The following is a 22,078-nucleotide window of genomic DNA, read 5'->3' on the forward strand; positions in this document are numbered from 1 at the left end:
TTCTGTCCTGGCCCCGCCATGTTCGCGGGGCCAGGACAGCGCTCGGGACCGGAGAGGGCGGACTAACACGATGGCCGGAGCTCGCGAACTTTCCGGTAAGGGGAAGGCCGCGCGAGTCGCGGCCGTCGTCATGGCGGTCCTGTCTCCGATCCTCACCGTCTCCGCGGTCATCATCTGGAGCCGGCTGCCCGCCGCGTGGATCCCGCCCAGGACCGTGTCGCCCCAGACGGCCGCCGCGCTGACGTTCCCCGCGGTCGGCGCCTTCCTGATCTTCCAGCGTCCGCGGCTGAACATGGCGTGGCTCATGTGCGTGGGCGGCCTCGCCGCCGGCGTCAGCGACTTCTCCAACGCCCTGATGTTCCGCGCCGCCGCCCACGGAGACCTCCTCACCGCGGGTTACCTGCGCCTTCCCGTGAACACCGGCTGGGCGGTGTGCGGCGTGCTGCTCACCATGGTGCTGCCCCTGCACTCGCCGGACGGCCGCCTGCCCTCCAAGCGCTGGCGGATCGTTCTGGTGCTCGGCTCCGCCTCCATCATCACCGACTTCCTGCGCGCGACGTTCCGCGTGCCCCCGTCCCTTGAGGGTTACCCGTTCCCGGCCGTCATCCCCAATCCGCTGCAGATCGCCGAGTTCGCCCCGTACCAGGGGACGGTCTCGGTGGTCGCCTGGACGGGCATCTACACCTCGATGGCGCTGGCGGCGCTGTCGCTGGCGTCGCGGATGCGGCACGCAGACCCGGTCACCAGGCGGCAGATCGGGTGGCCGCTGCTGGCGTTCTCCGGGTACATCGTGTTCCTGGTCGCCGCCGCGTTCAACCAGGACCTGATGTGGCCGGCGATCCTCTGGGCCGCGCTCATCCCGGTCGCGGTCGCGTTCTCGGTGATGCGTTACCGGCTCTACGGCATCGACACGGTGATCAGCCGCGCCTTCGTGGCCGCCGGGCTGGTGGCCGTGGTCAGCGCGGTCTACTTCGCCGTCAGCACGTTGTCGAGCGTGCTGGTCTCCGGCTACGGCCAGGTGGCCGGGGTCGCCGCCGCATTGTTCGCGGGCGCGTTCTTCCAGCCGCTGCGGCGGGCGCTGCAGCGGGCCGTGGACCGGCTCCTGTACGGCGCCGTCGGCGACCCCGGCGTGCTCGCCGAGCGCCTCACCCAGGCCGTGCGCCGCGGCGACCCGGCCAAGGCGCTGACCTCGGTGGTGAGCGTGCTGCGCGATGGGCTGGCGGTCGAGGGCGTGGCCGTCGAGGTGGCCGACGGCGAGCCCCGCTACGTCGAGAACGGCCGGGTGGGCGACGACCCGCGCGAGGTGCCGCTGGTGTGGCACGGGGAGCGCGTCGGCCGCCTGCTCGTCGGACCGCCGGCGGGGCCGCGCCGTTTTCCCGCCGCGCACAACGAGCGGGTCCTGGCCACGCTGTCCCCGTACGCCGCCGACGTCGCCCACGCCGTCCGCATGGCCGCCGACCTGCAACGCTCCCGCGAGCGCATCCTCACCACCAGGGAGGAGGAGCGCCGCCGCCTGCGCCGCGACCTGCACGACGGGCTCGGCCAGACCCTCTCCGCCATGGCCATGACCATCAACATGGCCAGGCTCAGCCTGAAGAGGTCACCGGAGGCGGCCGACGAGCTGCTCCAGGAGCTGCACACCGGGATGAGCGCGGTCACGGGGGACATCCGCGAGCTCGTGTACGGCCTGCGCCCACCCGCGCTCGACGACCTGGGCCTGGCCAGGGCCGTCCGGGAGCTGGCCGGGCAGTCGTCGCCGGACACCGAGGTCGAGGTGGCGGTCGAGGGCAACATGCGGGACCTGCCCGCGGCCGTCGAGGTGGCGGTCTACCGGATCGTCCAGGAGGCCCTGACCAATATCCGCAAGCACGCCGACGCGTCGCTCGCCCGGATCGCCGTCCAGCGGGAGACGTCGGTGCTCCGCGTGCTGATCATCGACGACGGCAAGGGGCTGCCCGAGTCGTACCGCGCGGGCGTGGGCCTCGGGTCGATGCGCGAGCGGGCGGCCGAGCTGGGCGGCATCTGCGTGGTCGCCGCCGAGCCCGGCGCGGGCACCCGCGTCGAGGTCATGCTCCCCCTCCTGAGCGCGCCGTCCCAGGCGTTGACCTGAACAGCTGGGACACCGTCGTGCCCTCGCCGGCCGGCGAGGCGCGGCGAGGACACGAGGGTGGGTCAGGACGGGGTGCAGGTGTAGGGACCGGGGAGCGCGCTGTCGCCGCCGGGGCGGCTGGCCTGGAAGCCGAAGTTCGCCGAGGCGCCCGGGGCCAGGGGGCCGTTGTAGGACACGCTGCGAGCCGTGGCGACCTGCCCGCTGATGGCCATCTGGGTGTTCCAGCCTCCGATGATCGTGTGGCCGTCAGGCACCGGGAACGTGACCGTCCAGCCGTTGATGGGCACGGAGCCGGTGTTGGTGACGGTGACCTGGACGACGTAGCCGGTGCTCCACTGGCTCTGCACGGTGCCCACGGCCGAGCAGCTACCGGTCCCGCCGCCTGAGGAGGTCGTGAACGTCGTGGTGGGGGAGTTGCCGGACAGGTTGTTCGCGCCGTCACGCGCCCGTACGTACACCTGGTATTGGGTGGAGGCGCTCAGCCCGGTCAGCGTGATCGAGTTGGTGGCGCTCTGCCCGAGGAGCGTGTCGTTGGCGCCCTGCTCGCGGTAGACCTGGTAGCCGGCCAGTCCCGACCCGCCGGAGTCCGTGGAGGCGGCCCAGGTCAGGCTGGCGCCGCCGGAGGTCACGTTGGAGGCCGACGGCGTGCCTGGTGTCGTCGGCGGGGTGGTGTCGGTGCTGCCGCCGCCGAAGTACGTGGCCTCGCGCGAGGTCTGCCCGATGCCGTTGGCGCCGTTGAAGATGCGCTGGCCCCACGAGGTCAGCTGGGACGGATTGAAGTTGGTGACCATGTCGAGGTACTCGACGCCGCCGCTGTTGCCGCTCCACGACCAGCCGATGTATCCGACCCCGCGCTGCTGCGCCTGCGCCATGATCGTGTCCTCGTCGGGGTTGCCGTCGGAGTGGTTGTGCCCGAACTCGCCGATCACCAGCGGCAGCCCGGCGGTCCGGAACGCGTCGAGGTACGCGGTGATCTCCGCGGCCGTGTCGAAGACCCCGTACATGTGGACCGAGAAGACCGTGTTGCGCTGCGCGTCGGCGTTGAAGACCGCCTGGGCGTTGTCGCGCATCGTGAACTGCCAGTCCTGCCCCCAGTTGGGTGCGTCCACCATCAGCAGGTGCTGGAACCCCAGGCTGCGCATCCGGCTGATGGCGCTGGTGGTCGCGCTCGTCCAGGCGGAGACGTTGTTGTTGCCGTAGGGCTCGTTGCCGATGTTGATGACGATGAAGTCCTCGGTGCCGGTGAGCGCGCTCCTGACGCTGTTCCAGTACGTGACCGCCTGGTCGAGCGTGTACGCGCCGCTCTGCTCGCCGTACCCGGTGGTGTCGTGGTTTTCGAGCACGCATATTAACCGGTTTTGCCGACACAGTGAGACGACGTTGGCCACGTCGGAGGCCCCGTTGGCCGGCCAGCGGCCGCCGCTCAGCACCACGCGTACCGTGTTGGCGCGCAGGGACTTGATGGCGGCGAAGGAGCTCGTCTGGTTCGTGTACCAGGTGTGCGCGTGACTGACGCCGCGCATCACGAAGGCGTTCCCGTTGGCCTCCACGATCCTGGCGCCGCTGACCCGGAGCCCGACCGCGGCGTGCGCGGGAGCCGGGATCAGCAACATCGAGACGAGGAGCGACAGGAACGCCGCCGCGAGCCCGAGTCGTTTGCTCATGAGGTGTGCCCTTCTCTCGGGATTAACCGGTTAGGTACACGCTCTGCTCAATCGGCTCCGATGTACAGGAATCAAGGGGCGGGCTCGGGAGAATGCCTGGATCGGGGTGAAAGTTTCACCGCAGCGTCGGCAGGCCGGCGGCCAGCGCGCTGAGCACGCGGACGAGCGTGGGCAGCATCTCCGGGCACATGACCGCGAGCTCGGGGTCCCGGGCGTAGACCTCGGTCAGCGTGGGAGAGGGATTGGCGGCGGGATAGAGCATGCCGGCCAGGCCGGCGGCCGCCATGACGAGTTCGCGTGCCTCGCCCTCGGCCAGGTCCGTCGCGTGGGCGACCTGTGTGGTGACCTCGGCGAGCACGCCCATGACGGCCCGCTTGAACGTGTGTGCCGCCTCGACCGAGACGTTGTGTTCCAGACTGATCGCCGTGTGGCTGAGCAGGTCGCAGAAGAGCGGCCGGGCGGTCAGCGTCTCCGCCAGCGCCGTCACGACCTCGGGCATGCCGGTGGCCGCCCGCAGCCGTCCGGTGGCCGCCTCGGCCCAGTGTTGCCACTCGTCGACCGCGAGCTGGAGATAGATCTCCTCCCGGGTCCCGAAGTAGCGCATGATGTTGGACTTCGCCAGGCCGACGGCCTCCGCGACCGCGCCCAGGCTGACGTTCCGCACACCCGAGGCCATGGCGAGCTCGCGCGCCGCGTCGAGGATCGCCTCACGCCGCTGCTGCTTGTGCTCTGGCCGCCTGGCCCGGAGGAATGTCATGGCGATGCCAGGATACGGGTCCATTTAAAAGAACACCGTTCACTTGTTAAGAGTACGCTGTTCTGTTAGCGTCCTGATTCGTGACCGAGATACGGATGCGAGTGAACGGCACGGACGAGAAGCTCGACGTCGAGCCGTGGGTCAGCCTGCTCGACGCGCTCCGCGAGCGCCTGGGCGTGACCGGCCCCAAGAAGGGCTGCGACCAGGGCGCCTGCGGCGCGTGCACGGTCCTCGCCGACGGTGTGCGGATCAACGCCTGCCTGGCTCTGGCCGTGCAGTACGCGGACAAGGAGATCACCACGATCGAGGGCGTGACCCCGCACCCGTTGCAGGAGGCGTTCGTCCGCCACGACGGGTTCCAGTGCGGCTACTGCACCTCGGGCCAGATCTGCTCGGCGATCGGCATGCTGAACGAGGCCGAGGACCCCGCCGCGCTGACCGACGCCGAGATCAGGGAGCGGATGAGCGGCAACCTGTGCCGCTGCGGCGCGTACAACGGCATCGTCGAGGCGATCAAGGAGGTCGCGCGATGAGGCCCTTCGCGTACGTCAAGCCCGCCGACGTGGCCGAGGCCGTCCAGGCGGTCGCCACCGAACCCGGAGCCAAGTTCCTGGGCGGCGGCACCAACCTGGTCGACCTCATGCGCGAGGGCATCGAGCGCCCGCACACGGTCGTGGACGTCACCGGCCTGCCGCTCGACGAGGTGCACGAACTGCCCGGCGGCGGGCTGCGGATCGGCGCGCTGGTCCGCAACAGCGTCCTGGCCGCCCACCCGCGGGTCAGGACCAGCTATCCGGTGTTGTCGCAGGCGATCCTGGCCGGCGCCTCGGCCCAGCTGCGCAACATGGCGACCGTGGGCGGCAACCTGCTGCAGCGCACCCGCTGCCCCTACTTCTACGACCTGGCCGCGGCGTGCAACAAACGCGAGCCGGGCGCCGGATGCGACGCCATCGGGGGATTCACCCGCTCCCACGCGATCCTCGGCGTGAGCGACAGCTGCATCGCCACGCATCCGTCGGACATGTGCGTGGCGCTGGCCGCGCTGGACGCCGTGGTCGAGGTGCGGAGCGTGCGCGGCACCAGGCGCATCCCGCTGGTGGACTTCCACGTGCTGCCGGGCGACACGCCGCACGTCGAGACCACGCTGGCCGCAGACGAGCTGATCACCGCCGTCGAGCTGCCGCCATCACCGGCCCCCTCGCGTTACCGCAAGGTCCGCGACCGGGCGTCGTACGCGTTCGCCCTGGTCTCCGTGGCCGCGGCGCTGGAGGTGCGGGACGGGACCGTGGCCGCGGTCCGCCTGGCGCTCGGCGGCGTCGCGCCCAAGCCGTGGCGGGCCCGCGAGGCGGAGCGTCTCCTGCTCGGCGGGCCCGCGACCGAGGAGGCGTTCCGGCAGGCGGCCGACGCCGAGCTGGCGCCCGCCACCGCGCGGCCGGGGAACGCGTTCAAGAGCGGTCTGGCCCGGGCCACGATCACGGCCACGCTGCGCGAGCTGATCATCGAGGGGGAAGCCGCATGACCACTACTGACATCAGGGCGCCGGAAAAATACGTCGGCCGGCCCGTCGACCGGCTCGACGGCCCGGCCAAGACCACCGGCGAGGCCCGCTACGCGGCCGAGCACCACTACCCGGACCTCGCCTACGCCGCTCTCGTGCACGCGACGATCGCCCGGGGCCGCATCACCGCCATGGACACCGCGGCCGCCCGCGCCGTCCCCGGCGTGATCGAGATCCTCACCCATGAGAACGCGCCCGCCATGAAGCCCGCGCCCAAGGTCAGCCTGCTGGACATCAGCACGATGGCGTCCGGCACGTCGGTCAACTACCTGGCCACCGACGAGGTGCACTGGAACGGCCAGCCGGTCGCGGTCGTGGTCGCCGAGACCTCCGAGGTCGCGCGGCATGCCGCGGCGCTGGTGCGGCCCGCGTACCAGGAGCTGCCTGCCGTGGTGGACTTCGCGGCCGAGGAGCCGAACGCCGCGCCGCAGAAGAGCAGCATGCTGGCCGAGACCAGTGCCGACAAGGGCGACGCGCACGCCGCGCTGGCGACCGCCCAGGCGTCGGTGGATCTGCGCTTCACCACGCCGCCGCACAACCACAACGCGCTCGAGCCGCACGCGACCATCGCCGTTTGGGACGGCGACCGGTTGACCGTGCACGAGGGCACACAGAACTTCGGGTGGCTGCGCAAGCACCTTGCCAAACGATTCGGGGTGCCCGAGCGGAACATCCGGGTGGTGTCCCCGTTCGTGGGCGGCGGCTTCGGCGGCAAGGGCATGGTGTGGGCGGGGACGCTGCTCGCCGTGCTGGCCGCGCGGGCGACCGGCCGGCCGGTGCGGCTGGCACTCACCCGCGCCGGCGTCAACCACACGGTCGGCGGCCGCACCGCCAGCACGCAGCGGGTCGCCCTGGGCGCGGACGCGGACGGCAGGCTGACCGCCCTCATCCACACCAGCGTGTCCAGGACGGGACGGATCGGCGGCACGCCGGAGCAGATCACCTCGGCCTCCCGGCACCTGTACGCGGCCCCGAACATCCATCTGCGCCAGCACCTCGTCCAGCTCGACCTGCTGGCCAACACCAGCATGCGAGCCCCCGGCGAGTCCATCGGCACCTTCGCCCTGGAGTCGGCCATGGACGAGCTGGCCTGGGAGCTCGGCATGGACCCGATCGAGCTGCGGATGCGCAACGAGCCCGAGCGCAATCCGGTGGACGGCAAGAGGTTCGCGCGCCGGCTGCTGCGGGAGGCGTACGCGGTGGGAGCCGAGCGGTTCGGGTGGCGGGAGCGGGATCCGCGGCCCGGCGCCATGCGCGACGGGCGGTGGCTGGTCGGCATGGGGGTCGCCAGCGCGTACCACCCGTCGTGGAAGCTGCCGGCCAGCGTCACCGTGCGGCTGTCCGCGGACGGCGGGGTCGAGGTGCGCTGCGCCATGCACGAGATCGGCGTGGGCGCGGCCACCGTGCAGGCGCAGATCGCCGCCGACGAGCTGGGGGTGCCGCTGGAGGCGGTCCGGGTCCGGTATGACGACTCCGACCTGCCGCTGGGCGCCATGGCGGGAGGGTCGATGCAGACCGCGAGCGTGGCGGAGAGCCTGCTGGCCGCCTGCCGCAAGCTGAAGCAGTCCGCACTCGCCCTGGCGCGCCGCGCGGCGGACTCGCCGCTGCGGGGTCGCCGCCTGGACGAGCTGGAGGCCCGGGACGGCGGACTCCACCATGGCGCGAGCGGCGAGACGTACGCGGAGATCCTGGCTCGCGCGGGCCGCGATCACCTGGAGGCCGCGATCAAGTCGGGCGCGTTGGGCATGGTGGGGATGCTGCGCGAGCGCAGGCGCTGGGTGAAGGCGGCGTGCGGGGCGCAGTTCTGCGAGGTGCGGGTGGACCCGGACACGGGCGAGGTGCGGGTGTCGCGCTGGCTCGGCGTGTTCGACGTCGGCCGGGTGATCAACGTCAAGACGACGGCTTCGCAGCTGCGTGGCGGCATCGTCATGGGCATCGGCCTGGCGCTGACGGAAGAGACGCAGGTGGATCCCCGCACCGGCCGGATCATGAATGCCGGCCTGGCCGAGTACCACGTGCCCGTGCACGCCGACATCCCGCACATCGACGTTCACTGCCTGGACGAGCCGGACCCCACCATGCCGCTGGGACTGGTCGGCGTGGGCGAGGTCAGCATCACCGGGGTCGGGGCCGCCGTCGCGAACGCCGTCCGCCACGCCACCGGCAAACGCATCGTGGATCTGCCCATCACCATCGACAAGCTGCTGTGAGTGGGGCGGCCCGGGCGGCCACCCGGGTCGCCGCTTCGGGCACGCCACGATCAGCGCCTCCTTGACGGGTAACACGGGTAGAGCCGCTTGTGTGACGCTCGTTCTCCACCTGCCGAGGAGGCTCCATGATCCGCCCGCCCGTCCCTCCGTTCACCGAGGAGACCGCCCGCATCAAGGTCCAGGCCGCCGAGGACGCCTGGAACACGTGCGACCCGGACCGCGTCGCGCTGGCGTACACCGAGGACTCCGTCTGGCGCAACCGCGACGCGTTCCTGACGGGCCGCGACGAGATCAGGGAGTTCCTGCGCCGCAAATGGGCCAGGGAGCTGGATTACGCGCTGCGGAAGGAGCTCTGGGCGGTGCTGGGCGACCGCATCGCGGTCCGCTTCCAGTACGAGTCCCGCGACGCCTCCGGGCAGTGGTGGCGCAGCTACGGCAACGAGCAGTGGGAATTCGACGAGTCCGGTCTGATGCGGCGCAGGGAGGCGAGCATCAACGACGTGCGCATCGACGAGAGCGAGCGCCGCATCTTCGGCCCGCGCCAGGAGCCGGAGGGCGCGTTGCCGCTCAGGTGAGGTAACGCAGCCACAGGTACGGCGTCGCCAGCGCCACGGTCACCAACGTCACCACGATCCCGTATTTGGTGAACTGCCAGAAGCTGATCGGGGTGCCGTTGCGGGCATGGCCTCCCGCTCGTTCAACGTCATGGTCTCCGCGGCCAGGTCGGGGTCGTACCTGAACGACTTCCTGAACAACCACCGGCACAGCCCGACGAACACCGCGACCAGCACGATGATCAGCGGCGCCATGTGCACGAGGAAGTCGTTGAACGTCAGCCCGCCCCGGCTGGCGATGATGATGTTCGGCGGGTCGCCGATCAACGTGGAGGCGCCGCCGATGTTGGACGCCATGGCCTCGGCGATCAGGAACGGCGCCACGGGAAGGGCGAGCCGCTCGCACACCAGCAACGTCACCGGCGCGATCAGCAGCACGGTCGTCACGTTGTCCAGCAGCGCCGACGCGGACGCCGTGATCACGATCAGCAGCGCCATGAGCCGGAACGGCCTGCCCCTGGCCCGCTTGGCCGCCCAGATGGCGAGAAACTCGAAGACGCCGGTCTGCTTGAGCACGCCGACGATGACCATCATGCCGAGCAGCAGGAAGATCACGTTCCAGTCGATCCCGGCCCGCTCGTCGAAGAACGCCGCGCCGGCATCGGTGGCGTGGATCAGCAACATGATCCCGGCCCCGCCGAGCGCCGCCGCCACCCCACTCGATGCCAAATTTATCAAGCATGGTCGCGTTCCAGCAGGGGCTCCTCGTGTGGCCGGCCCTTGAGTTCGTGGAAGCCCGGTGTGCCGGCCACCAGCAACGTCCCGTCCCAGAGCCGCCCCGCCGCCTCGTCTCGGGGCACTCGGGACACCACCGGCCCGAAGAACACCACCCGCCCGCCGTCCACGCTGATGATCGGCGTGCCCACGTGATCGCCGATCAGTCCGACGCCCTCGCTGTGCGACGCCCGTACGAGGTCGTCGTACTCGGTGGACAAGCCGGCCTCGGCCAACTCCACCGGCAGCCCGGCCGTGGCCAGCGCCTCGCGCAGGTCCCCGATCCAGTCACCGGAGCCGGTGGTCCACAGGGCTGTGTACAACCTCCCCAGCGCCTCCTGCCCGTGATCGTGTTGCACGACCGCGCAGATGCGGGCCGGCACCCACAGGTAGCCCTCGGGATCCCCTTCGGGATCGTCGTCCCGCCCCTCGTTGAGCACCGACAGGCTCATGACATGCCAGCGCACCTCGACCGGACGCACCCGGCCGACCTCCACGAGCCATCGGGACGTGAGCCAGGTGTACGGGCAGGACGGATCGAACCAGAAGTCCGCTACGACAGTGTCGCTCATGATCACCACGGTACTTTCCGCCATCGCTCGCAGCATGGGGAACGGCTGCGACAAAAACTGCCGATCACCCTCGCCGCGGCCACCGTGGCCACCGGCGACCGGCACACCTTCCGCCTGGAAGGGGCTCCGGGACCGGGAAGGTCTGAGGAGGACATGATCCTCAGACGGGGGCGCGGAACGTGTCCGTGCCGCCATTCTTTTCATCCCATGATGAATTCCTGGGCGTAGGAGAGCATGCTAGTGGGCAGAGGTGTGCACGGAAGGGACGGTCATCATGGTTGAGAACACCGGCGCCCTGGTGTGCGGCGGCGGCCCGGCGGGCATGATGCTGGGCCTGTTGCTGGCCAGGGCGGGCATCGACGTCATCGTGCTGGAGAAGCACGGCGATTTCCTGCGGGACTTCCGGGGTGACACCGTGCACCCCTCCACCGTCCGGCTCATGGACGAGCTCGGCCTCGGCGAAGGCTTCCGCGCCCTGCCGCAGAGCCGCCTGACCAAGGTGGCGTTCCCCGTCTCCGACGGGAGCGTGGCCACCCTGGGCGACTTCGAGGCGCTGCCGGCGCCCTATAACTACATCGCGATGGTGCCCCAATGGGACCTGCTCTCGTTCATCGCCAAGGCGGCCGGGGAGGAGCCCGGCTTCGCCCTGCGCATGAACACGGCGGCGACCGCACTGCTGAGAGAGCGCGGCAAGGTCGTCGGGGTCAGGTATCGCACGGCGGACGGCCGGGAAGGGGAGATCCGCGCCGAGCTGACGGTCGCGTGCGACGGCAGGCACTCCACGCTGCGCCGGGACGCGGGTCTGGTGCCCAAGGAGTTTCGTGTGCCCTTCGACGTGTGGTGGTTCCGCCTTCCCAGATTCGACCGCGAGGCGGGCGTGCCCGCCGGCATCACGCCGGTCGCGCGGGGGGCCGAGGCACTGATCGCCCTGACCCGCGAGGACTACTACCAGCTGGCGTACCTCACCGCCAAGGGCTCCGACGCGCGGCTGCGGGCCGAGGGAGTGGAGCGGTTCCGCGAGCGCATCGCGGGCCTGCGGCCGGACTTCGCCGACCGGGTGGACCGGCTCCAGAGCATGGACGAGGTCTTCATGCTCGACGTCAAGCTGAATCGGCTCAAGCGCTGGTATCTCGACGGGCTGCTGCTCATCGGCGACGCCGCGCATGCCATGTCGCCCGCCGGAGGAGTGGGCATCAACCTGGCCGTCCAGGACGCGGTGGCCGCCGCCACCATCCTGGCCGGTCCCCTGCGCCGGCACGCCGTCACCCTCAAGGACCTGGCGGCCGTGCAACGGCGCAGGCACCTCCCCACCGTGATCGTTCAGGGGGCTCAGCGGCTGGTGCAACGGGTCATCTTCGAGGCGCAGTTCACTGGCAAACGGTCCGGACCGCCGAAGTCCCTCCTCTTCCTCGCCCGTGTGATCCCGGGGTTCCGCAAGATTCCTCCCCGGTTGGTGGGCTTCGGGCCCCGTCCGGAACACGCGCCTGCCTTCGCCCGCCGTTAGTCTCCCGAGGCGCGGAGGCGCAAGACGTCGCGAGCCGCGATCGCCGCCCCTCGGGCCCCGGCCATGTCCAGGTCGGGGACCAGGGCGAACACCGCGACCCGCTGCTGCTCGACGCGGAGCACCGTGTGCTCGCGCACCCGCTCCAGCAGCCAGTCACGGAAGCGGGGCCTGGCCGCCACGACACCGCCGCCCAGGAAGTACGCGTGCGGATCGGTGAAGTTGGAGGCCATGGTGAAGAGCATCCCGAGTGCCTTCGCCTGCTGCTCGAAGATCGCCAGCGCCATCGGGTCGTCGCGTTCGGCGTACGAGCGGAGCGCCTTGGCCGCGTACGGGAGGGGCTCCGCGGCCAGGGGATGGTCCGTGAAGCGGGTCAGCCAGTGGGGCAGCAGGTTCCGCTCGATCCCGGTGAGCGACGCGATGCTCTCGACGTCGCAGACATTGCCACAGTTGCACCCAGGGAGCGGCTGACCGTCCTCGAGCAGGCCGCCGGGCGGCAGGGTGATGTGGCCGAGCTCGCCGGCCATGCCGCACGCGCCACGGACGACGTGCCCCGACTCCACGACTGCGCCGCCCAGCCCGGTGCCCACGATCGCCGAGACCGACGACCGCCGCATCGCCTCCGGACCGAAGTACTCGTGATGGGCGTAGAGAGCCGCCGCATTGGCGTCGTTGCTGTACACGACCGGCAACCCCAGCTTGTCCTCGAGCGCCGTCCGGATGTCGAACCCGCCCCACTCTGGGTGGATGAAGTTCGTCGAGCCGCGCGCCGAGATCACTCCGTCGGCGCTCGCCGGCCCCGGCGTGTCCAAGCCGATGCCCGCCACGGCCGATCTTCGTACGCCGGTGACCTCCAGCACCTGCTCCAGGGCCGTGGTGAGCGCCTGCAGCGCCGCCCCGGGTCCTTCGCGGACGTGGCTGGGCGATTCGGCCATGCCCGGCACGAGGTAGTGCCCGGAGGAGTCGAGGACGGTGGCGTTGTTCGTGGTGCCGCCATTGTCCAGACCGACGATGTACCACGGATTGGAGCCCATGCTCGCTCCTCATGCCTCAAGGGTGCAGCCCAGCCCTCAGCATGGCCGACCCCCGCGGGACCAGCAAGGTCCTCTGGTGTCAGCACCAGGCGGCTATGGGCGCGGTCAGCGGGGTATGGCAGAACCATGATCTTCCTGAGACGGGCGGTCCAGCTCGCCGTACTGACTCTCCTGGTCGTCCCGATCATCGACATCCCACGGGCGTCGGCCGGCACGCGCGAGCGCACCGATGCCGCCGCACTGGCCCGCCGCATGCTGGCCCAGCTGAAAGTCGCCAAGCCCTTATCGATCCGCGGCTACAGCCACCGGCGCTTCCAGCCTCGATGGGCCCATCACAAGGGCAGGTGCGACGCGCGAGAGGTGGTCCTGGCACGCGACGGCCGAGCCGTACGCAGGAACGCGGCCTGCCACCCGATCAAGGGCCGCTGGTACAGCCCGTACGACGGCAAATGGCTGAAGAACGAAAAGCAGGTCGACGTCGACCATGTCGTGCCGCTGGCGTACGCGTGGCGTTCGGGCGCCAGCAGATGGAGCCAGGCACGGCGCCGCGCCTTCGCCAACGACCTCACCCGCCCGGAACTGTTGGTGGTCAGCCACTCCGTCAACATCGCCAAGGGTGGCCAGGGACCGCAGAGCTGGCGTCCGCCGCGCCGCGCCTACTGGTGCCGCTACGCGATTTCATGGATCACCGTGAAGCACCACTACCGGCTCTTCGTGACCAGGAAGGAGAGAGTGGCCCTGCTCAACATGCTGCGCACCTGTTGAATCACCGTTGATCGTGTTCCCCGGGCCGCGATCCGCGTGTTCGTCAGACGCTTGAGCGAGGTCAGCGCGCCGCCGCCTGACCATGGGGCAGTCTTGGAAGAGTGAGGTCGTTCAAGGATGAGCAGATCGCAAGGCTGGCCGAGTCCGGATGGGCACGATGTGGGTCGGTGGTCGAGGCGGTGGCGCGGGCCGGGCTGCCGGCGGTGACGCCCGGCTATCTGGCGACGGCCTTCCCCGAGGAGCTGTGGGGCGCTGCCGAGCGGGCAGTGCTCGCCCTCCGGCACCACTTCGCGTCCGCTCGCTTCGCCGACGAGACGACGTACGGAATCCTGCTGGTGCCGGACCCCGGCAAGCTGGACACCCGACGGCCGATGGCTGCTGCCGTCAGAGCGGACCAACTCGGCGCGCCGGTGAATGACGTGTTCGACGACCGGCTGCCCGCCGGAGTGCTCGGCGTACGGAAGGGCGTGCCGTGGACCGCGGTGGCCACCGTCACCGGCGTCTACGGGCCGTCTCTGGGTAGCCACAACCAGATCGAGGGTCGGATCGGCGGCGGCGTTCACAGTGGCGGGCGTGGACACCAGGGCACTGATGATCCGTCAGCTCTGGGGAGCCCGGGTCCTGCAGGGTGGCCGTGACCTGCCTGACTGCGAAGCCAACGAGCGGTGGACGTTCACCCTGTTCCCCGGTGAAGGTCTCACTGGTGGCTTGGCCGAGTCGGGCACCGTCCTCAAGGGCAAGGTACGGTTCCGGCTCGGCAAGCCGGATCGTGGCATCGGGTCCGCACGTGTGGCCCCCGCGATCGCCGTCACCTGAAGACCGCAGGCCACAAAATCATTGGACATCGCGTACGCCCCAGGACCATCGTTGGCGGCATGCGGCAGGAGGAGATCTGGGACGTCGACGCCGCCCGGCACTATGACACGCCAGGCAGGGGCATGTTCGCGCCCGAGGTCTTGGATCCGACCGTGGATCGTCTCGCCGGACTCGCGGGCGGCGGACGGGCGCTTGAATTCGCCATCGGAACGGGCCGCGTGGCCGTGCCGCTCGCCGAGCGAGGAGTGCCCGTCACCGGCATCGAGCTGTCACGCCCGATGATCGACCAGTTGCGAACGAAGGCCGACGAGGCGACGATCCCCGTGATCGCCGGCGACATGTCGACCGCCGTCGCTCCGGGCGCGTTCACGCTGGTCTACCTCGTCTACAACACGATCTCCAACCTGCTCACCCAGGCGGAGCAGGTCGCGTGCTTCCGCAACGCCGCTCGCCATCTCACCCCCGGCGGCCGGTTCGTGATCGAGCTCTGGGTGCCCGAGCTGCGTAAGCTCCCGCCCGGCCAGCAGGCCACGGTCTGGCTGAGCGAGCCGGGCTACATCGGCCTGGACACCTACGACGTTCTGCGCCAGCACGTCGTATCGCACCATTTCCGGTTCGACGAGAGCCGCCAGGCTCAGCTGTTCCGCAGCCCGCACCGCTACATCTGGCCGGCCGAGCTGGACCTCATGGGGCAGTTGGCCGGGTTCGAGCTCGAGAGCAGGCACGCCGACTGGTCGGGAGCCGAGTTCACGGCCGAGTCACGCTCCCACGTGTCCGTCTATCGCATCCCACCGGGCCGCTAGCCACCTCTCGCTACCAGCGCTCCACAAGGTGCTCACGACCAGGCGGCGGATCGTACGGCTCCGGCCAGTAGTCGGTGATCCGGCTGATGAGTCCCTGGTCGGAGAGCTCGAACCACACGCATGCGTCCTGGTGCTCGGTGCCGACGCGCGCGTCGATCCACGCCGCCGCGTGGCGCCCGTCGGCGACGATGCGCCGCACCTCGAGGTGCCAGTCACCGGGATAGTCCCTGTTGAACTGGAGGTAGGCGGGCTTACCGCGGATCCGCTCACGGCTCTGCGGCATCTCGTAGACCACGTCCTCGGCGAGCAGGGCGCCGAACCCTTCCCAGTCACGCCGCTCGGCACAGGTCACATACGCTTCTATGGTGCTTCGGGTGCTGGCTGTCTCGTCCACGCACCGGACCTTATAACGGAGCACCGACACTTGATCTCGCTCACGAACCTCGGAAGAAAATCCCGCGCGAGCGACGATTCTGCCCCTCCGGTGGCAGTCCTACCTGTGATGCCGACCTTGTCAGGAGGACCCCGCCTTGACGGACCCGAAGCCGACCCTGCGCCGCGATAGCGACCTTTGGCCCCTGATCCACGCCGAGCGCGCGGCCTTGGCTGCCGACCTCGCCGATCTGACCGACGAGCGGTGGGCCACGCCGTCCCTGTGCGCGGGGCTGACGGTGCGCGAGGTGCTCGCCCACCTCACCGCGGGGGCACGGCTCAACGCCGTACGGTGGCTGGTGGGCGTCATCCGCTGCCGCTTCGACTTCGACGAACAGGTCGCCATGCGGCTGGCCGAGCAGCTGGGCGCGTCCCCGGTGGAGACGCTCGACGGGTTCCGCCGCACCATCACCAGCACGACCAAGCCACCCCTGCCGACGATCGCGCTGCTGGGCGAGACGATCGTGCACGGTGAGGACATCCGCCGTCCGCTGGGCATCCGCCGCGCCCATCCGATCGAGACCCTCACCCTGGTGGCCGACTACTACAGCCGCTCCGACCAGGTCGTCCTCGCCAAGAGCCGCATCCGCGGCCTACACCTCGTCGCCAACGACGGCCCCTTCAGCGCCGGCTCCGGCCCTCTCGTCACCGGCGGCACCCTGGCGCTGACGATGGCGATGACGGGGCGGATGACGTACTGCGGCGACCTTGACGGCCCTGGTGTCACAACCTTGCGCGATCGGACGGGGACGTAGCACGGCCTGGACGTCAGTCACCCGGGGCTTGAAGAAGTGCGGGCAGCTGAGTGAGCGTTGTCCCGTGTCCGCGGGCGAAGGCGGCGTCGAAGCCCGCCGGGCCGAGCCGGTCCCGCAGTGCGGCGAGCAAATCGCCGTCGGGAGCTTCGGGACGGCCGGGGCTGAGTCGTTCGGCCGCGCCGAGCAGGACGGCGGCGCGTTCGCCCTGGCCGGTCTCGTGGTGAGAGCCGGCGAGCAGGCGCAGCCCGAGCGCCGTGATGCGTACGTCCCCCAGGCCGATGGCGATCATGGTGCCCTCGGTGACGTGCCGCCAGGCGTCTTCATGCTCGCCGCCGAAGGCGGCCGCGCCGCCCAGACCGAGCAGGCAGCGGGCGGCGCAGCGCAGATCGCCGATCCGCCGGAACTCCGGGAGCAGGCCGCCGAAGCGGGGCCGCGCTTCGGTGTGGTTGCCCAGCTGCTGGTCAAGGGTGGCCTGGTAGATCTCGGCGTGCAGTCGCTCGTGGTCGTTGCCGCCGGCCCTGGCCAGCCGGGCGGCCTCGGCCAGCCAGCCGGGCACGTCGTCGAGGCGTATCCGGCCCTCGATCGCCAGGAGGCTCATGTGGTTGAGGCAGTTGGCGCGCTTGACATGGTCGTCGAGCCGGCCGAACAACTCGGCGGCGTGGGCCAGCCGCACCAGAGTGGTCCGCGTGTCGGAGCCGAACACGGCGGCGGACAGCGCCAGGGCGCGGTGCCAGTCGTCGCCCAGCCGCTCGAAGAGCTCGGCCGCCTGGGTCAGGTGCCCGAGCGAGTCCGCGCGGCGCTCGCCGTACCTGATGGTCCAGCCGACGGCGAGCAGGGCGAGTGCCCGATCATGCTCGGTGCCGCTCCTGGCCATCCGTCGCGCCTGCTCGGCGAACTCCCGCGCCCGTTCCGTGTCCTGATAGCACAGCACGATGGCGCACGTGATCGCGGTACGGAAGCCGAGAGCACCGTCCGGCAGCGGTCGCTTGAACAGCTTGTCGAGCCAGTCGAACAGCTCACCGCTGCTCCCGATGACCTCCCATGCCGTACCGATGCCGGCGATGAACTCCCAAGCGCTCGTGGTGTCGTCCCGATCGAGGATCCAGCGCAACGCGGCCGCCAGGTCCGCCGAGCGGCGGTTGATCCACCGCAGCGCGGCGACCTGGTCCCGGCCGCGCAGATCCGGCACGGCGGCCACGGCACGGCGCAGATGGTGGCGGGCGTGCTGCTCGCGAGCCATGTCCGCGGCGCCGCGCGCGGCCAGTCGCCGATGCGCGAACTGCCGGACGCTCTCCAGCAGGAGATATTCGGTGGCCTCGTCCCGGCGGCGGGAGGAGATCAGCGACCGGTCCAGCAGGCGGGAGAAGATCCGGATCAGGTCGGCGGCGTCCAGCGGCGGATAGGCGACGACCTGCGCGGCCGTGTCGTAGTCGAACTCGCCTGGGAACACCGAGCAACGCTCGAGCAGCAGCCGCTCGTCCTCGCTCAGCAGCTCGTAGCTCCAGGTGAGGGCCTCCTCCAAAGTACGGTGCCGGTTCAGCGAACCGTGCGCCCCGTCGGTCAGCAGGGCGAACCGGTCGCGCAGCCGGGCCAGCAGCTCACCGGGCGTGAAGAACCGCGCCCTCGCGGCGGCGAGCTCGATGGCCAGCGGGAGGCCGTCCAGTGAACGGCAGATCATAGCGATCTGCCGGGCGTTGCCGGTGGTGACCTCGAACCCGGGAGAGACCGCGGCTGCGCGGTCGGCGAAGAGCCGGCCCGAGCCGGAGCCCAGCACGGCGTCCGGGTCGTCGAGCTCGGCGGGCAGCGGCAGCGGCGGGATCTCGTAGACGACCTCTCCTGGGATGCGCAGCGCCCCGTGGCCCGTGGCCAGCACGTGCAGGTGATCGGTGGTGGCCAGCAGGTCGGCGAGCAGCGCCGCCGTGGTGGTGGTCACGTGCTCGCAGTTGTCCACCACGAGCCAGTGCCGGCCCTCGGCGAGGACCTCGCGGATGAGCGCGCGCAGCTGACGCACCTGCCCGACGACGCCCAGCGCGTCGGCGAACGCCCGCTCCACGGCGTCATCCGGGGCCACCGGGGCGAGATCGATCAGGACCGCCGGCGGCAGCGTGGTCACCGCGTGGGCCAGGTGCAGCGCCAGGCGGGTCTTGCCGGTGCCCGCGGGGCCGGTCAGCGTCACCAGCCGGTACGCGTCAAGCAGCCTGCGCAGATCCCCGATCTCCCCGTGCCGGCCCACGAACGACGACAGCGGCCTGGGCAGGACGCCCCGGGATGCGCGGCCGGCGCGGGACCGGGCCGCCGCGTCGACGAGGGCCAGCCGGTTGGTCCCGCCGAGCTTGCGCAGCAGCGACGACACGTGGCTCTCCACGGTGCGTTCCGACAGCCGCAGCCTGGCGGCGATCTCCTGATTCTGCAGGCGGTCGCCCACGAGCCACAGGACTTCCCACTCACGCGGTGTAACGCCGGCGCCCCGTGAACCGGGGAAGAAGTCCGAACCCATGTCCCGAGTATGCCGCCGCTCCGGCGGCGCACCAGGGCTTGGCGCCCAGCGGGTTTCCGTACTGAGCACGGATGTGGGGCGGGCGAGGTGCGGGGTGGAATGTCGGCATCCGTCACGTTGAGGGGCGGACGAGAGAAGGAGAGATCATGGCAGGCAAGGCTGTCATCAGCTTGACCACGGGGCTCGAGGATCCCGAGCGCGTCACCGTGGCGTTCCTGGTCGCGGTCGGCGCGGCCGAGCAGGGCCGTCCGACGCTGATGTTCCTCACCAAGGAGGCCACCAGGCTCACCTTGGACGGCGTCGCGACCGGCGTCGCGTGCGATGGGTGCCCGCCGCTGGCCGACCTGGTAGCCCGGTACGTGAAGGCGAATGGAACGTTCCTGGTCTGCCCCATCTGCTTCGATTCCCGCAAGCTCGACAAGAGCCAGTTGATCGAGGGTGCGGAGCTGGGCGGCACCGTTCCGATGTGGCAGTGGATCGGCGACGAGGGCGCCACCACCTTCAGCTACTAGCGTCGGACCGCACGTGAGAACCGATCGCGGTGGCCGGTTTCTCGGGCGCGGGCCCGAGCAGGCGCCTGAAGGATCCTCCTATGGTGGGGGAATGGTGACGGTCGGGATCGATCTCGCCGCGGAGGCGGTGCGGACCGCGGTGGCGTGGCTGGACTGGTCGGATGGCCGTGCCCGGCTCGTCCGGGTGGAGGTCGGTGCGGACGACGCTCTGATCGTCGACGCGGTGATGGGCGCCGCCAAGGCGGGGATCGACTGCCCGCTCGGCTGGCCGGACCGGTTCGTCGAGTTCGTCACCGCGCACCGTGCTGGGCACGTCCGGGTCCCGGAGGGGCTGGCGGGACGGGCCTGGCGGAGGGACCTGGCGTTGCGGGTGACCGACCAGGTGGTGCACGAGCAGACCGGGCTGACGCCGCTGAGCGTGTCGGCGGATCGCATCGGGCACGCCACCATGCGGTGTGCCGCTGTGCTGGCCGAGCTGGCGCGGCGGGGGCAGCCGGTTGATCGGCGAGGTGGCGGGGTGGTCGTGGAGGTGTATCCGGCGGCCTGCCTGAAGCGGTGGGAGTTGCCGTATCGGGGCTACAAGCGCGCCGCCAACCTCGGTGAGCTGGGCCGGTTGGTGGATCGGTTGCTGGAGGCGGCGCCGTGGCTGGACTTGGATGATTCCGAGGCGCTCTGCCGGGCCTCGGACGACGCCACCGACGCCGTCGTGTCCGCGCTCGCCGCCCGCGCGTCGGCCCTCAGGCTCGTGACCGTACCGGCGGCGGAGCAGGCCGAAGCGGCCGGCACGGAGGGGTGGGTCGCCCTGCCGACCGCGCCGCTGAAGAGTCTGGCAGCGTCGCGGTGCCCGTGATCGGCCCGAGGAGGCGAGACTCCATGCTGCCGCTGTCCCAGCACATCGAGACCCTCGGCAGCAGATCGCGTCCCTGCCCGGACGCGAACACGAAGTCCTCGCCCTCTCTCCGACCGCACGACGCCGCCCATGGCCCTGCCTCAGGCCATGGGCGGCGCGCACGTCAGAGCTTCAGCCGGACATCCTGGATGCGCCGGCAGCGGCCGGACCACCCCAGGGGAGCGAGTCCGTCGGCCACAACTCAGCCTGCCGCTTGACCGTGTTCCGGGCGGCCAGTCCGCCCACCTGACAGCGGAAGCCGTGCGGGGGCACGACCAGCGAGATCAGATAGTTGTCGATCGGCTCCGTGCTGCACCGGTCCTTGCCGTAGATGCGGTGCCCCCAGCCCTCGTACGTGAGCAGCACCGCCTTGGGGCCGAACTGGCTCGCCACGTTGGCGGACCAGATCCACGGCGTGGAGGGGTCGTGCAACGAGTTACCCAGCAGGATCGGAGCGCTGCCCGTGTACACCAGCCGGTGCTGCGGGTTGGTGACGGGGTGGTTGAGGCAGACCGGCAGGTCCTCGATCGGCATCGGGTTGAGCCGCATGTCCGGAGCCCAGCGCGCGGAGCTGCGCAGGAGCGCGGCGTACTCGTCGTAGTTGCGCACCCGCAGGTTGTAGTCCTGGCAGAGGATCGCGGTCGGCAACTGGGCGAGCTCCCCGGTCACGGGCTGCCGGCCGGGCAGCGGGGGCACCCACGCCGGCGGCTCCCCGCCGTCCAGGGCGCGCAACATCTCGCTCAGCAGCTGCCAGGCAGGCCCCTCGTTGCCCAGCACGCCCTGCCAGAGAACCTGCAGCTCGGTCATCGGGGGGTCGGTGACGCCCGGGTAGTACAGCTGTCCGCTGCGTGCCTTGGCCAGGATTCGCTCCCACACCGCCCGGACGTCCTGGCCGTGCAGCGCGCAGCTGGGCTCCTGGTCGCACCAGCCGACGAACTGGTCGAACGCGTCTTCGACGGCATAGGCCTCGGTGTCGAGGAACGCCTTGACGCCGAGGCTGTGGTCCATGTTGCTGTCCAGCGCCATGGCGCGGATCCGGTTCGGGAACAGCTCGGCGTACATCTGCCCGATCAGCGTCCCGTACGAGATCCCGTAGAAGGTGAGCTTCTCCTCACCCAGGGCGGCGCGCAGGGCGTCCAGGTCGCGCGCGACGTTGACCGAGTCGACGTGGTCGTAGAGCGGGCCGGTACGGGCCCGGCAGTCGGCCCGCAACCTCTTGGCGTACGCGGTCCACCTGTCGAAGTCGGCCTGATTCTTCATGATCGCGTACGGCATCTGGTTGTACACCGATGCCGAGCAGACCACCGGATGGCTGCGGCCCACGCCTCGGGGGTCGAAACCCACGATGTCGAACCGCCGCTGGAGCTCCTCGGTGAAGAAGCCGGGTGCGCCGTACGCGGCCTCCACGCCCGACCCGCCCGGGCCGCCGGGGTTGATCACCAGCGAGCCGACTCGGGCCGCCGGGTCCGTGGCCTTGCGCCGGGCGATGGCCAGGTCGACGGTCGGCCCGTCCGGCTTGGACCAGTCGATCGGGACGGTCAGAGTGCCGCACTCGGCGGAGGGCTCCTCTTCACAGGGCGCCCAGGCGATGGCCGAGGTGCTGTTGTCCGTGACCGCCTTGGCGTCAGCGCTGGCCGTCGAGACGGGTAATAGGCCCGCCAACACTACGAAAGCGGTGGCGAGCAGAGAAGATCTTCTTCGCACATTGCTCCTATCGTTGGTCGGTCGGCCGGGCCACGCGTGCGGCACACGGCCGATCTAGATCGTGCTTGGTCGGCGGCGTGCGCGGAGCAAAGACGAGAAATATCCTGAAATTGGGAAGTTCTGCTGGCAGAAGTTACGCGCGGCCGCCGCGCCGCTTCCGGGTGTCGTGCC

General features: G+C 70.5%; 21 protein-coding genes. 13 read left to right on the forward strand and 8 right to left on the reverse strand.

Annotated elements, in window-relative coordinates:
- Positions 1–70 precede the first annotated feature (70 nt).
- Positions 71–2,110, forward strand: coding sequence for a sensor histidine kinase (locus ETD86_RS24930; RefSeq protein ID WP_138668583.1), 2,040 nt, complete (start codon positions 71–73; stop codon positions 2,108–2,110).
- A gap of 62 nt (positions 2,111–2,172) precedes the next feature.
- On the opposite strand, the gene ETD86_RS24935 is transcribed toward ETD86_RS24930, so the two are convergent.
- On the reverse strand, positions 2,173–3,774 hold the full coding sequence (locus ETD86_RS24935; RefSeq protein ID WP_138668584.1) for a cellulase family glycosylhydrolase: 1,602 nt from the start codon (positions 3,772–3,774) through the stop codon (positions 2,173–2,175).
- A gap of 115 nt (positions 3,775–3,889) precedes the next feature.
- Positions 3,890–4,555 (reverse strand): TetR/AcrR family transcriptional regulator, encoded by a 666-nt coding sequence (locus ETD86_RS24940; RefSeq protein ID WP_246148124.1) that lies wholly within the window; start codon positions 4,553–4,555, stop codon positions 3,890–3,892.
- A gap of 71 nt (positions 4,556–4,626) precedes the next feature.
- Here ETD86_RS24940 and ETD86_RS24945 point away from each other — a divergent pair, with 71 nt between their 5' ends.
- From ETD86_RS24945 to ETD86_RS24960, 4 genes are all read left to right on the forward strand, one after another.
- A complete protein-coding gene (locus ETD86_RS24945; RefSeq protein ID WP_211370290.1) occupies positions 4,627–5,064 on the forward strand; it encodes a (2Fe-2S)-binding protein in 438 nt (145 codons plus the stop codon).
- The gene (locus tag ETD86_RS24950; protein WP_138668587.1) at positions 5,061–6,050 is read left to right on the forward strand and encodes an FAD binding domain-containing protein; all 990 of its coding nucleotides are present in this window, start codon (positions 5,061–5,063) and stop codon (positions 6,048–6,050) included. Before ETD86_RS24945 ends, ETD86_RS24950 begins: the two co-directional genes overlap by 4 nt.
- On the forward strand, positions 6,047–8,299 hold the full coding sequence (locus ETD86_RS24955) for a xanthine dehydrogenase family protein molybdopterin-binding subunit (RefSeq protein ID WP_138668588.1): 2,253 nt from the start codon (positions 6,047–6,049) through the stop codon (positions 8,297–8,299). Before ETD86_RS24950 ends, ETD86_RS24955 begins: the two co-directional genes overlap by 4 nt.
- 125 nt (positions 8,300–8,424) lie before the next feature.
- On the forward strand, positions 8,425–8,874 hold the full coding sequence (locus ETD86_RS24960) for a nuclear transport factor 2 family protein (protein WP_138668589.1): 450 nt from the start codon (positions 8,425–8,427) through the stop codon (positions 8,872–8,874).
- A 48-nt stretch (positions 8,875–8,922) separates the two neighbouring features.
- Here the strand turns inward: ETD86_RS24960 and ETD86_RS24965 are convergent, their stop codons facing one another.
- Positions 8,923–9,582 carry a sodium:proton antiporter gene (locus ETD86_RS24965; RefSeq protein ID WP_246148125.1) on the reverse strand — a complete coding sequence of 220 codons (660 nt, stop codon included), beginning with the start codon at positions 9,580–9,582 and terminating at the stop codon, positions 8,923–8,925.
- 5 nt (positions 9,583–9,587) lie between these two features.
- Positions 9,588–10,199 carry a mycothiol-dependent nitroreductase Rv2466c family protein gene (locus ETD86_RS24970; RefSeq protein ID WP_138668590.1) on the reverse strand — a complete coding sequence of 204 codons (612 nt, stop codon included), beginning with the start codon at positions 10,197–10,199 and terminating at the stop codon, positions 9,588–9,590.
- A gap of 274 nt (positions 10,200–10,473) precedes the next feature.
- Between ETD86_RS24970 and ETD86_RS24975 the strand changes: the two genes are divergently transcribed.
- Complete coding sequence (locus ETD86_RS24975) at positions 10,474–11,703, forward strand: FAD-dependent oxidoreductase (protein WP_138668591.1); 1,230 nt, start codon at positions 10,474–10,476, stop codon at positions 11,701–11,703.
- On the opposite strand, the gene ETD86_RS24980 is transcribed toward ETD86_RS24975, so the two are convergent.
- Complete coding sequence (locus ETD86_RS24980; RefSeq protein WP_138668592.1) at positions 11,700–12,734, reverse strand: ROK family protein; 1,035 nt, start codon at positions 12,732–12,734, stop codon at positions 11,700–11,702. The two genes, ETD86_RS24975 and ETD86_RS24980, sit on opposite strands and share 4 nt — an antisense overlap.
- 126 nt (positions 12,735–12,860) lie before the next feature.
- Here ETD86_RS24980 and ETD86_RS24985 point away from each other — a divergent pair, with 126 nt between their 5' ends.
- The 4 genes from ETD86_RS24985 (at position 12,861) to ETD86_RS24995 (ending at position 15,118) form a co-directional block, all read left to right on the forward strand.
- Positions 12,861–13,499 carry an HNH endonuclease family protein gene (locus ETD86_RS24985; RefSeq protein ID WP_138668593.1) on the forward strand — a complete coding sequence of 213 codons (639 nt, stop codon included), beginning with the start codon at positions 12,861–12,863 and terminating at the stop codon, positions 13,497–13,499.
- A 101-nt stretch (positions 13,500–13,600) separates the two neighbouring features.
- Complete coding sequence (locus tag ETD86_RS24990) at positions 13,601–14,137, forward strand: hypothetical protein (protein WP_211370286.1); 537 nt, start codon at positions 13,601–13,603, stop codon at positions 14,135–14,137.
- Positions 14,091–14,315, forward strand: coding sequence for a hypothetical protein (locus ETD86_RS57190; RefSeq protein WP_211370287.1), 225 nt, complete (start codon positions 14,091–14,093; stop codon positions 14,313–14,315). The genes ETD86_RS24990 and ETD86_RS57190 overlap by 47 nt, the downstream gene beginning before the upstream one ends.
- A gap of 59 nt (positions 14,316–14,374) precedes the next feature.
- The gene (locus ETD86_RS24995) at positions 14,375–15,118 is read left to right on the forward strand and encodes a class I SAM-dependent methyltransferase (protein WP_138668594.1); all 744 of its coding nucleotides are present in this window, start codon (positions 14,375–14,377) and stop codon (positions 15,116–15,118) included.
- 10 nt (positions 15,119–15,128) lie between these two features.
- Here the strand turns inward: ETD86_RS24995 and ETD86_RS25000 are convergent, their stop codons facing one another.
- Positions 15,129–15,512, reverse strand: a complete 384-nt coding sequence (locus ETD86_RS25000) for a nuclear transport factor 2 family protein (protein WP_138668595.1) — start codon at positions 15,510–15,512, stop codon at positions 15,129–15,131.
- Between the two features lie 136 nt (positions 15,513–15,648).
- Here ETD86_RS25000 and ETD86_RS25005 point away from each other — a divergent pair, with 136 nt between their 5' ends.
- Positions 15,649–16,305, forward strand: coding sequence for a maleylpyruvate isomerase family mycothiol-dependent enzyme (locus ETD86_RS25005; RefSeq protein ID WP_138668596.1), 657 nt, complete (start codon positions 15,649–15,651; stop codon positions 16,303–16,305).
- Between the two features lie 13 nt (positions 16,306–16,318).
- Here ETD86_RS25005 and ETD86_RS25010 read toward each other — a convergent pair whose 3' ends face one another.
- Positions 16,319–18,802, reverse strand: coding sequence for a LuxR C-terminal-related transcriptional regulator (locus ETD86_RS25010; protein WP_138668597.1), 2,484 nt, complete (start codon positions 18,800–18,802; stop codon positions 16,319–16,321).
- Between the two features lie 146 nt (positions 18,803–18,948).
- Here ETD86_RS25010 and ETD86_RS25015 point away from each other — a divergent pair, with 146 nt between their 5' ends.
- A complete protein-coding gene (locus tag ETD86_RS25015; protein ID WP_138668598.1) occupies positions 18,949–19,314 on the forward strand; it encodes a DsrE family protein in 366 nt (121 codons plus the stop codon).
- 91 nt (positions 19,315–19,405) lie between these two features.
- Positions 19,406–20,164, forward strand: a complete 759-nt coding sequence (locus ETD86_RS25020) for a DUF429 domain-containing protein (RefSeq protein WP_138668599.1) — start codon at positions 19,406–19,408, stop codon at positions 20,162–20,164.
- A gap of 171 nt (positions 20,165–20,335) precedes the next feature.
- On the opposite strand, the gene ETD86_RS25025 is transcribed toward ETD86_RS25020, so the two are convergent.
- The gene (locus tag ETD86_RS25025; protein WP_138668600.1) at positions 20,336–21,907 is read right to left on the reverse strand and encodes an alpha/beta fold hydrolase; all 1,572 of its coding nucleotides are present in this window, start codon (positions 21,905–21,907) and stop codon (positions 20,336–20,338) included.
- Between the last annotated feature and the right edge of the window lie 171 nt (positions 21,908–22,078).

The organism is Nonomuraea turkmeniaca (assembly GCF_005889735.1).
Classification (GTDB): domain Bacteria; phylum Actinomycetota; class Actinomycetes; order Streptosporangiales; family Streptosporangiaceae; genus Nonomuraea; species Nonomuraea turkmeniaca.

Bases quoted from the DNA above. Each gene is read 5' to 3' on its own strand.
- ETD86_RS24930 (WP_138668583.1), top strand. From the start codon at position 71: ATGGCCGGAGCTCGCGAACTTTCCGGTAAGGGGAAGGCCGCGCGAGTC.
- ETD86_RS24935 (WP_138668584.1), bottom strand. From the start codon at position 3,774: ATGAGCAAACGACTCGGGCTCGCGGCGGCGTTCCTGTCGCTCCTCGTC.
- ETD86_RS24940 (WP_246148124.1), bottom strand. From the start codon at position 4,555: ATGGACCCGTATCCTGGCATCGCCATGACATTCCTCCGGGCCAGGCGG.
- ETD86_RS24945 (WP_211370290.1), top strand. From the start codon at position 4,627: ATGCGAGTGAACGGCACGGACGAGAAGCTCGACGTCGAGCCGTGGGTC.
- ETD86_RS24950 (WP_138668587.1), top strand. From the start codon at position 5,061: ATGAGGCCCTTCGCGTACGTCAAGCCCGCCGACGTGGCCGAGGCCGTC.
- ETD86_RS24955 (WP_138668588.1), top strand. From the start codon at position 6,047: ATGACCACTACTGACATCAGGGCGCCGGAAAAATACGTCGGCCGGCCC.
- ETD86_RS24960 (WP_138668589.1), top strand. From the start codon at position 8,425: ATGATCCGCCCGCCCGTCCCTCCGTTCACCGAGGAGACCGCCCGCATC.
- ETD86_RS24970 (WP_138668590.1), bottom strand. From the start codon at position 10,199: ATGAGCGACACTGTCGTAGCGGACTTCTGGTTCGATCCGTCCTGCCCG.
- ETD86_RS24975 (WP_138668591.1), top strand. From the start codon at position 10,474: ATGGTTGAGAACACCGGCGCCCTGGTGTGCGGCGGCGGCCCGGCGGGC.
- ETD86_RS24980 (WP_138668592.1), bottom strand. From the start codon at position 12,734: ATGGGCTCCAATCCGTGGTACATCGTCGGTCTGGACAATGGCGGCACC.
- ETD86_RS24985 (WP_138668593.1), top strand. From the start codon at position 12,861: ATGATCTTCCTGAGACGGGCGGTCCAGCTCGCCGTACTGACTCTCCTG.
- ETD86_RS57190 (WP_211370287.1), top strand. From the start codon at position 14,091: ATGATCCGTCAGCTCTGGGGAGCCCGGGTCCTGCAGGGTGGCCGTGAC.
- ETD86_RS24995 (WP_138668594.1), top strand. From the start codon at position 14,375: ATGCGGCAGGAGGAGATCTGGGACGTCGACGCCGCCCGGCACTATGAC.
- ETD86_RS25010 (WP_138668597.1), bottom strand. From the start codon at position 18,802: ATGGGTTCGGACTTCTTCCCCGGTTCACGGGGCGCCGGCGTTACACCG.
- ETD86_RS25015 (WP_138668598.1), top strand. From the start codon at position 18,949: ATGGCAGGCAAGGCTGTCATCAGCTTGACCACGGGGCTCGAGGATCCC.
- ETD86_RS25020 (WP_138668599.1), top strand. From the start codon at position 19,406: ATGGTGACGGTCGGGATCGATCTCGCCGCGGAGGCGGTGCGGACCGCG.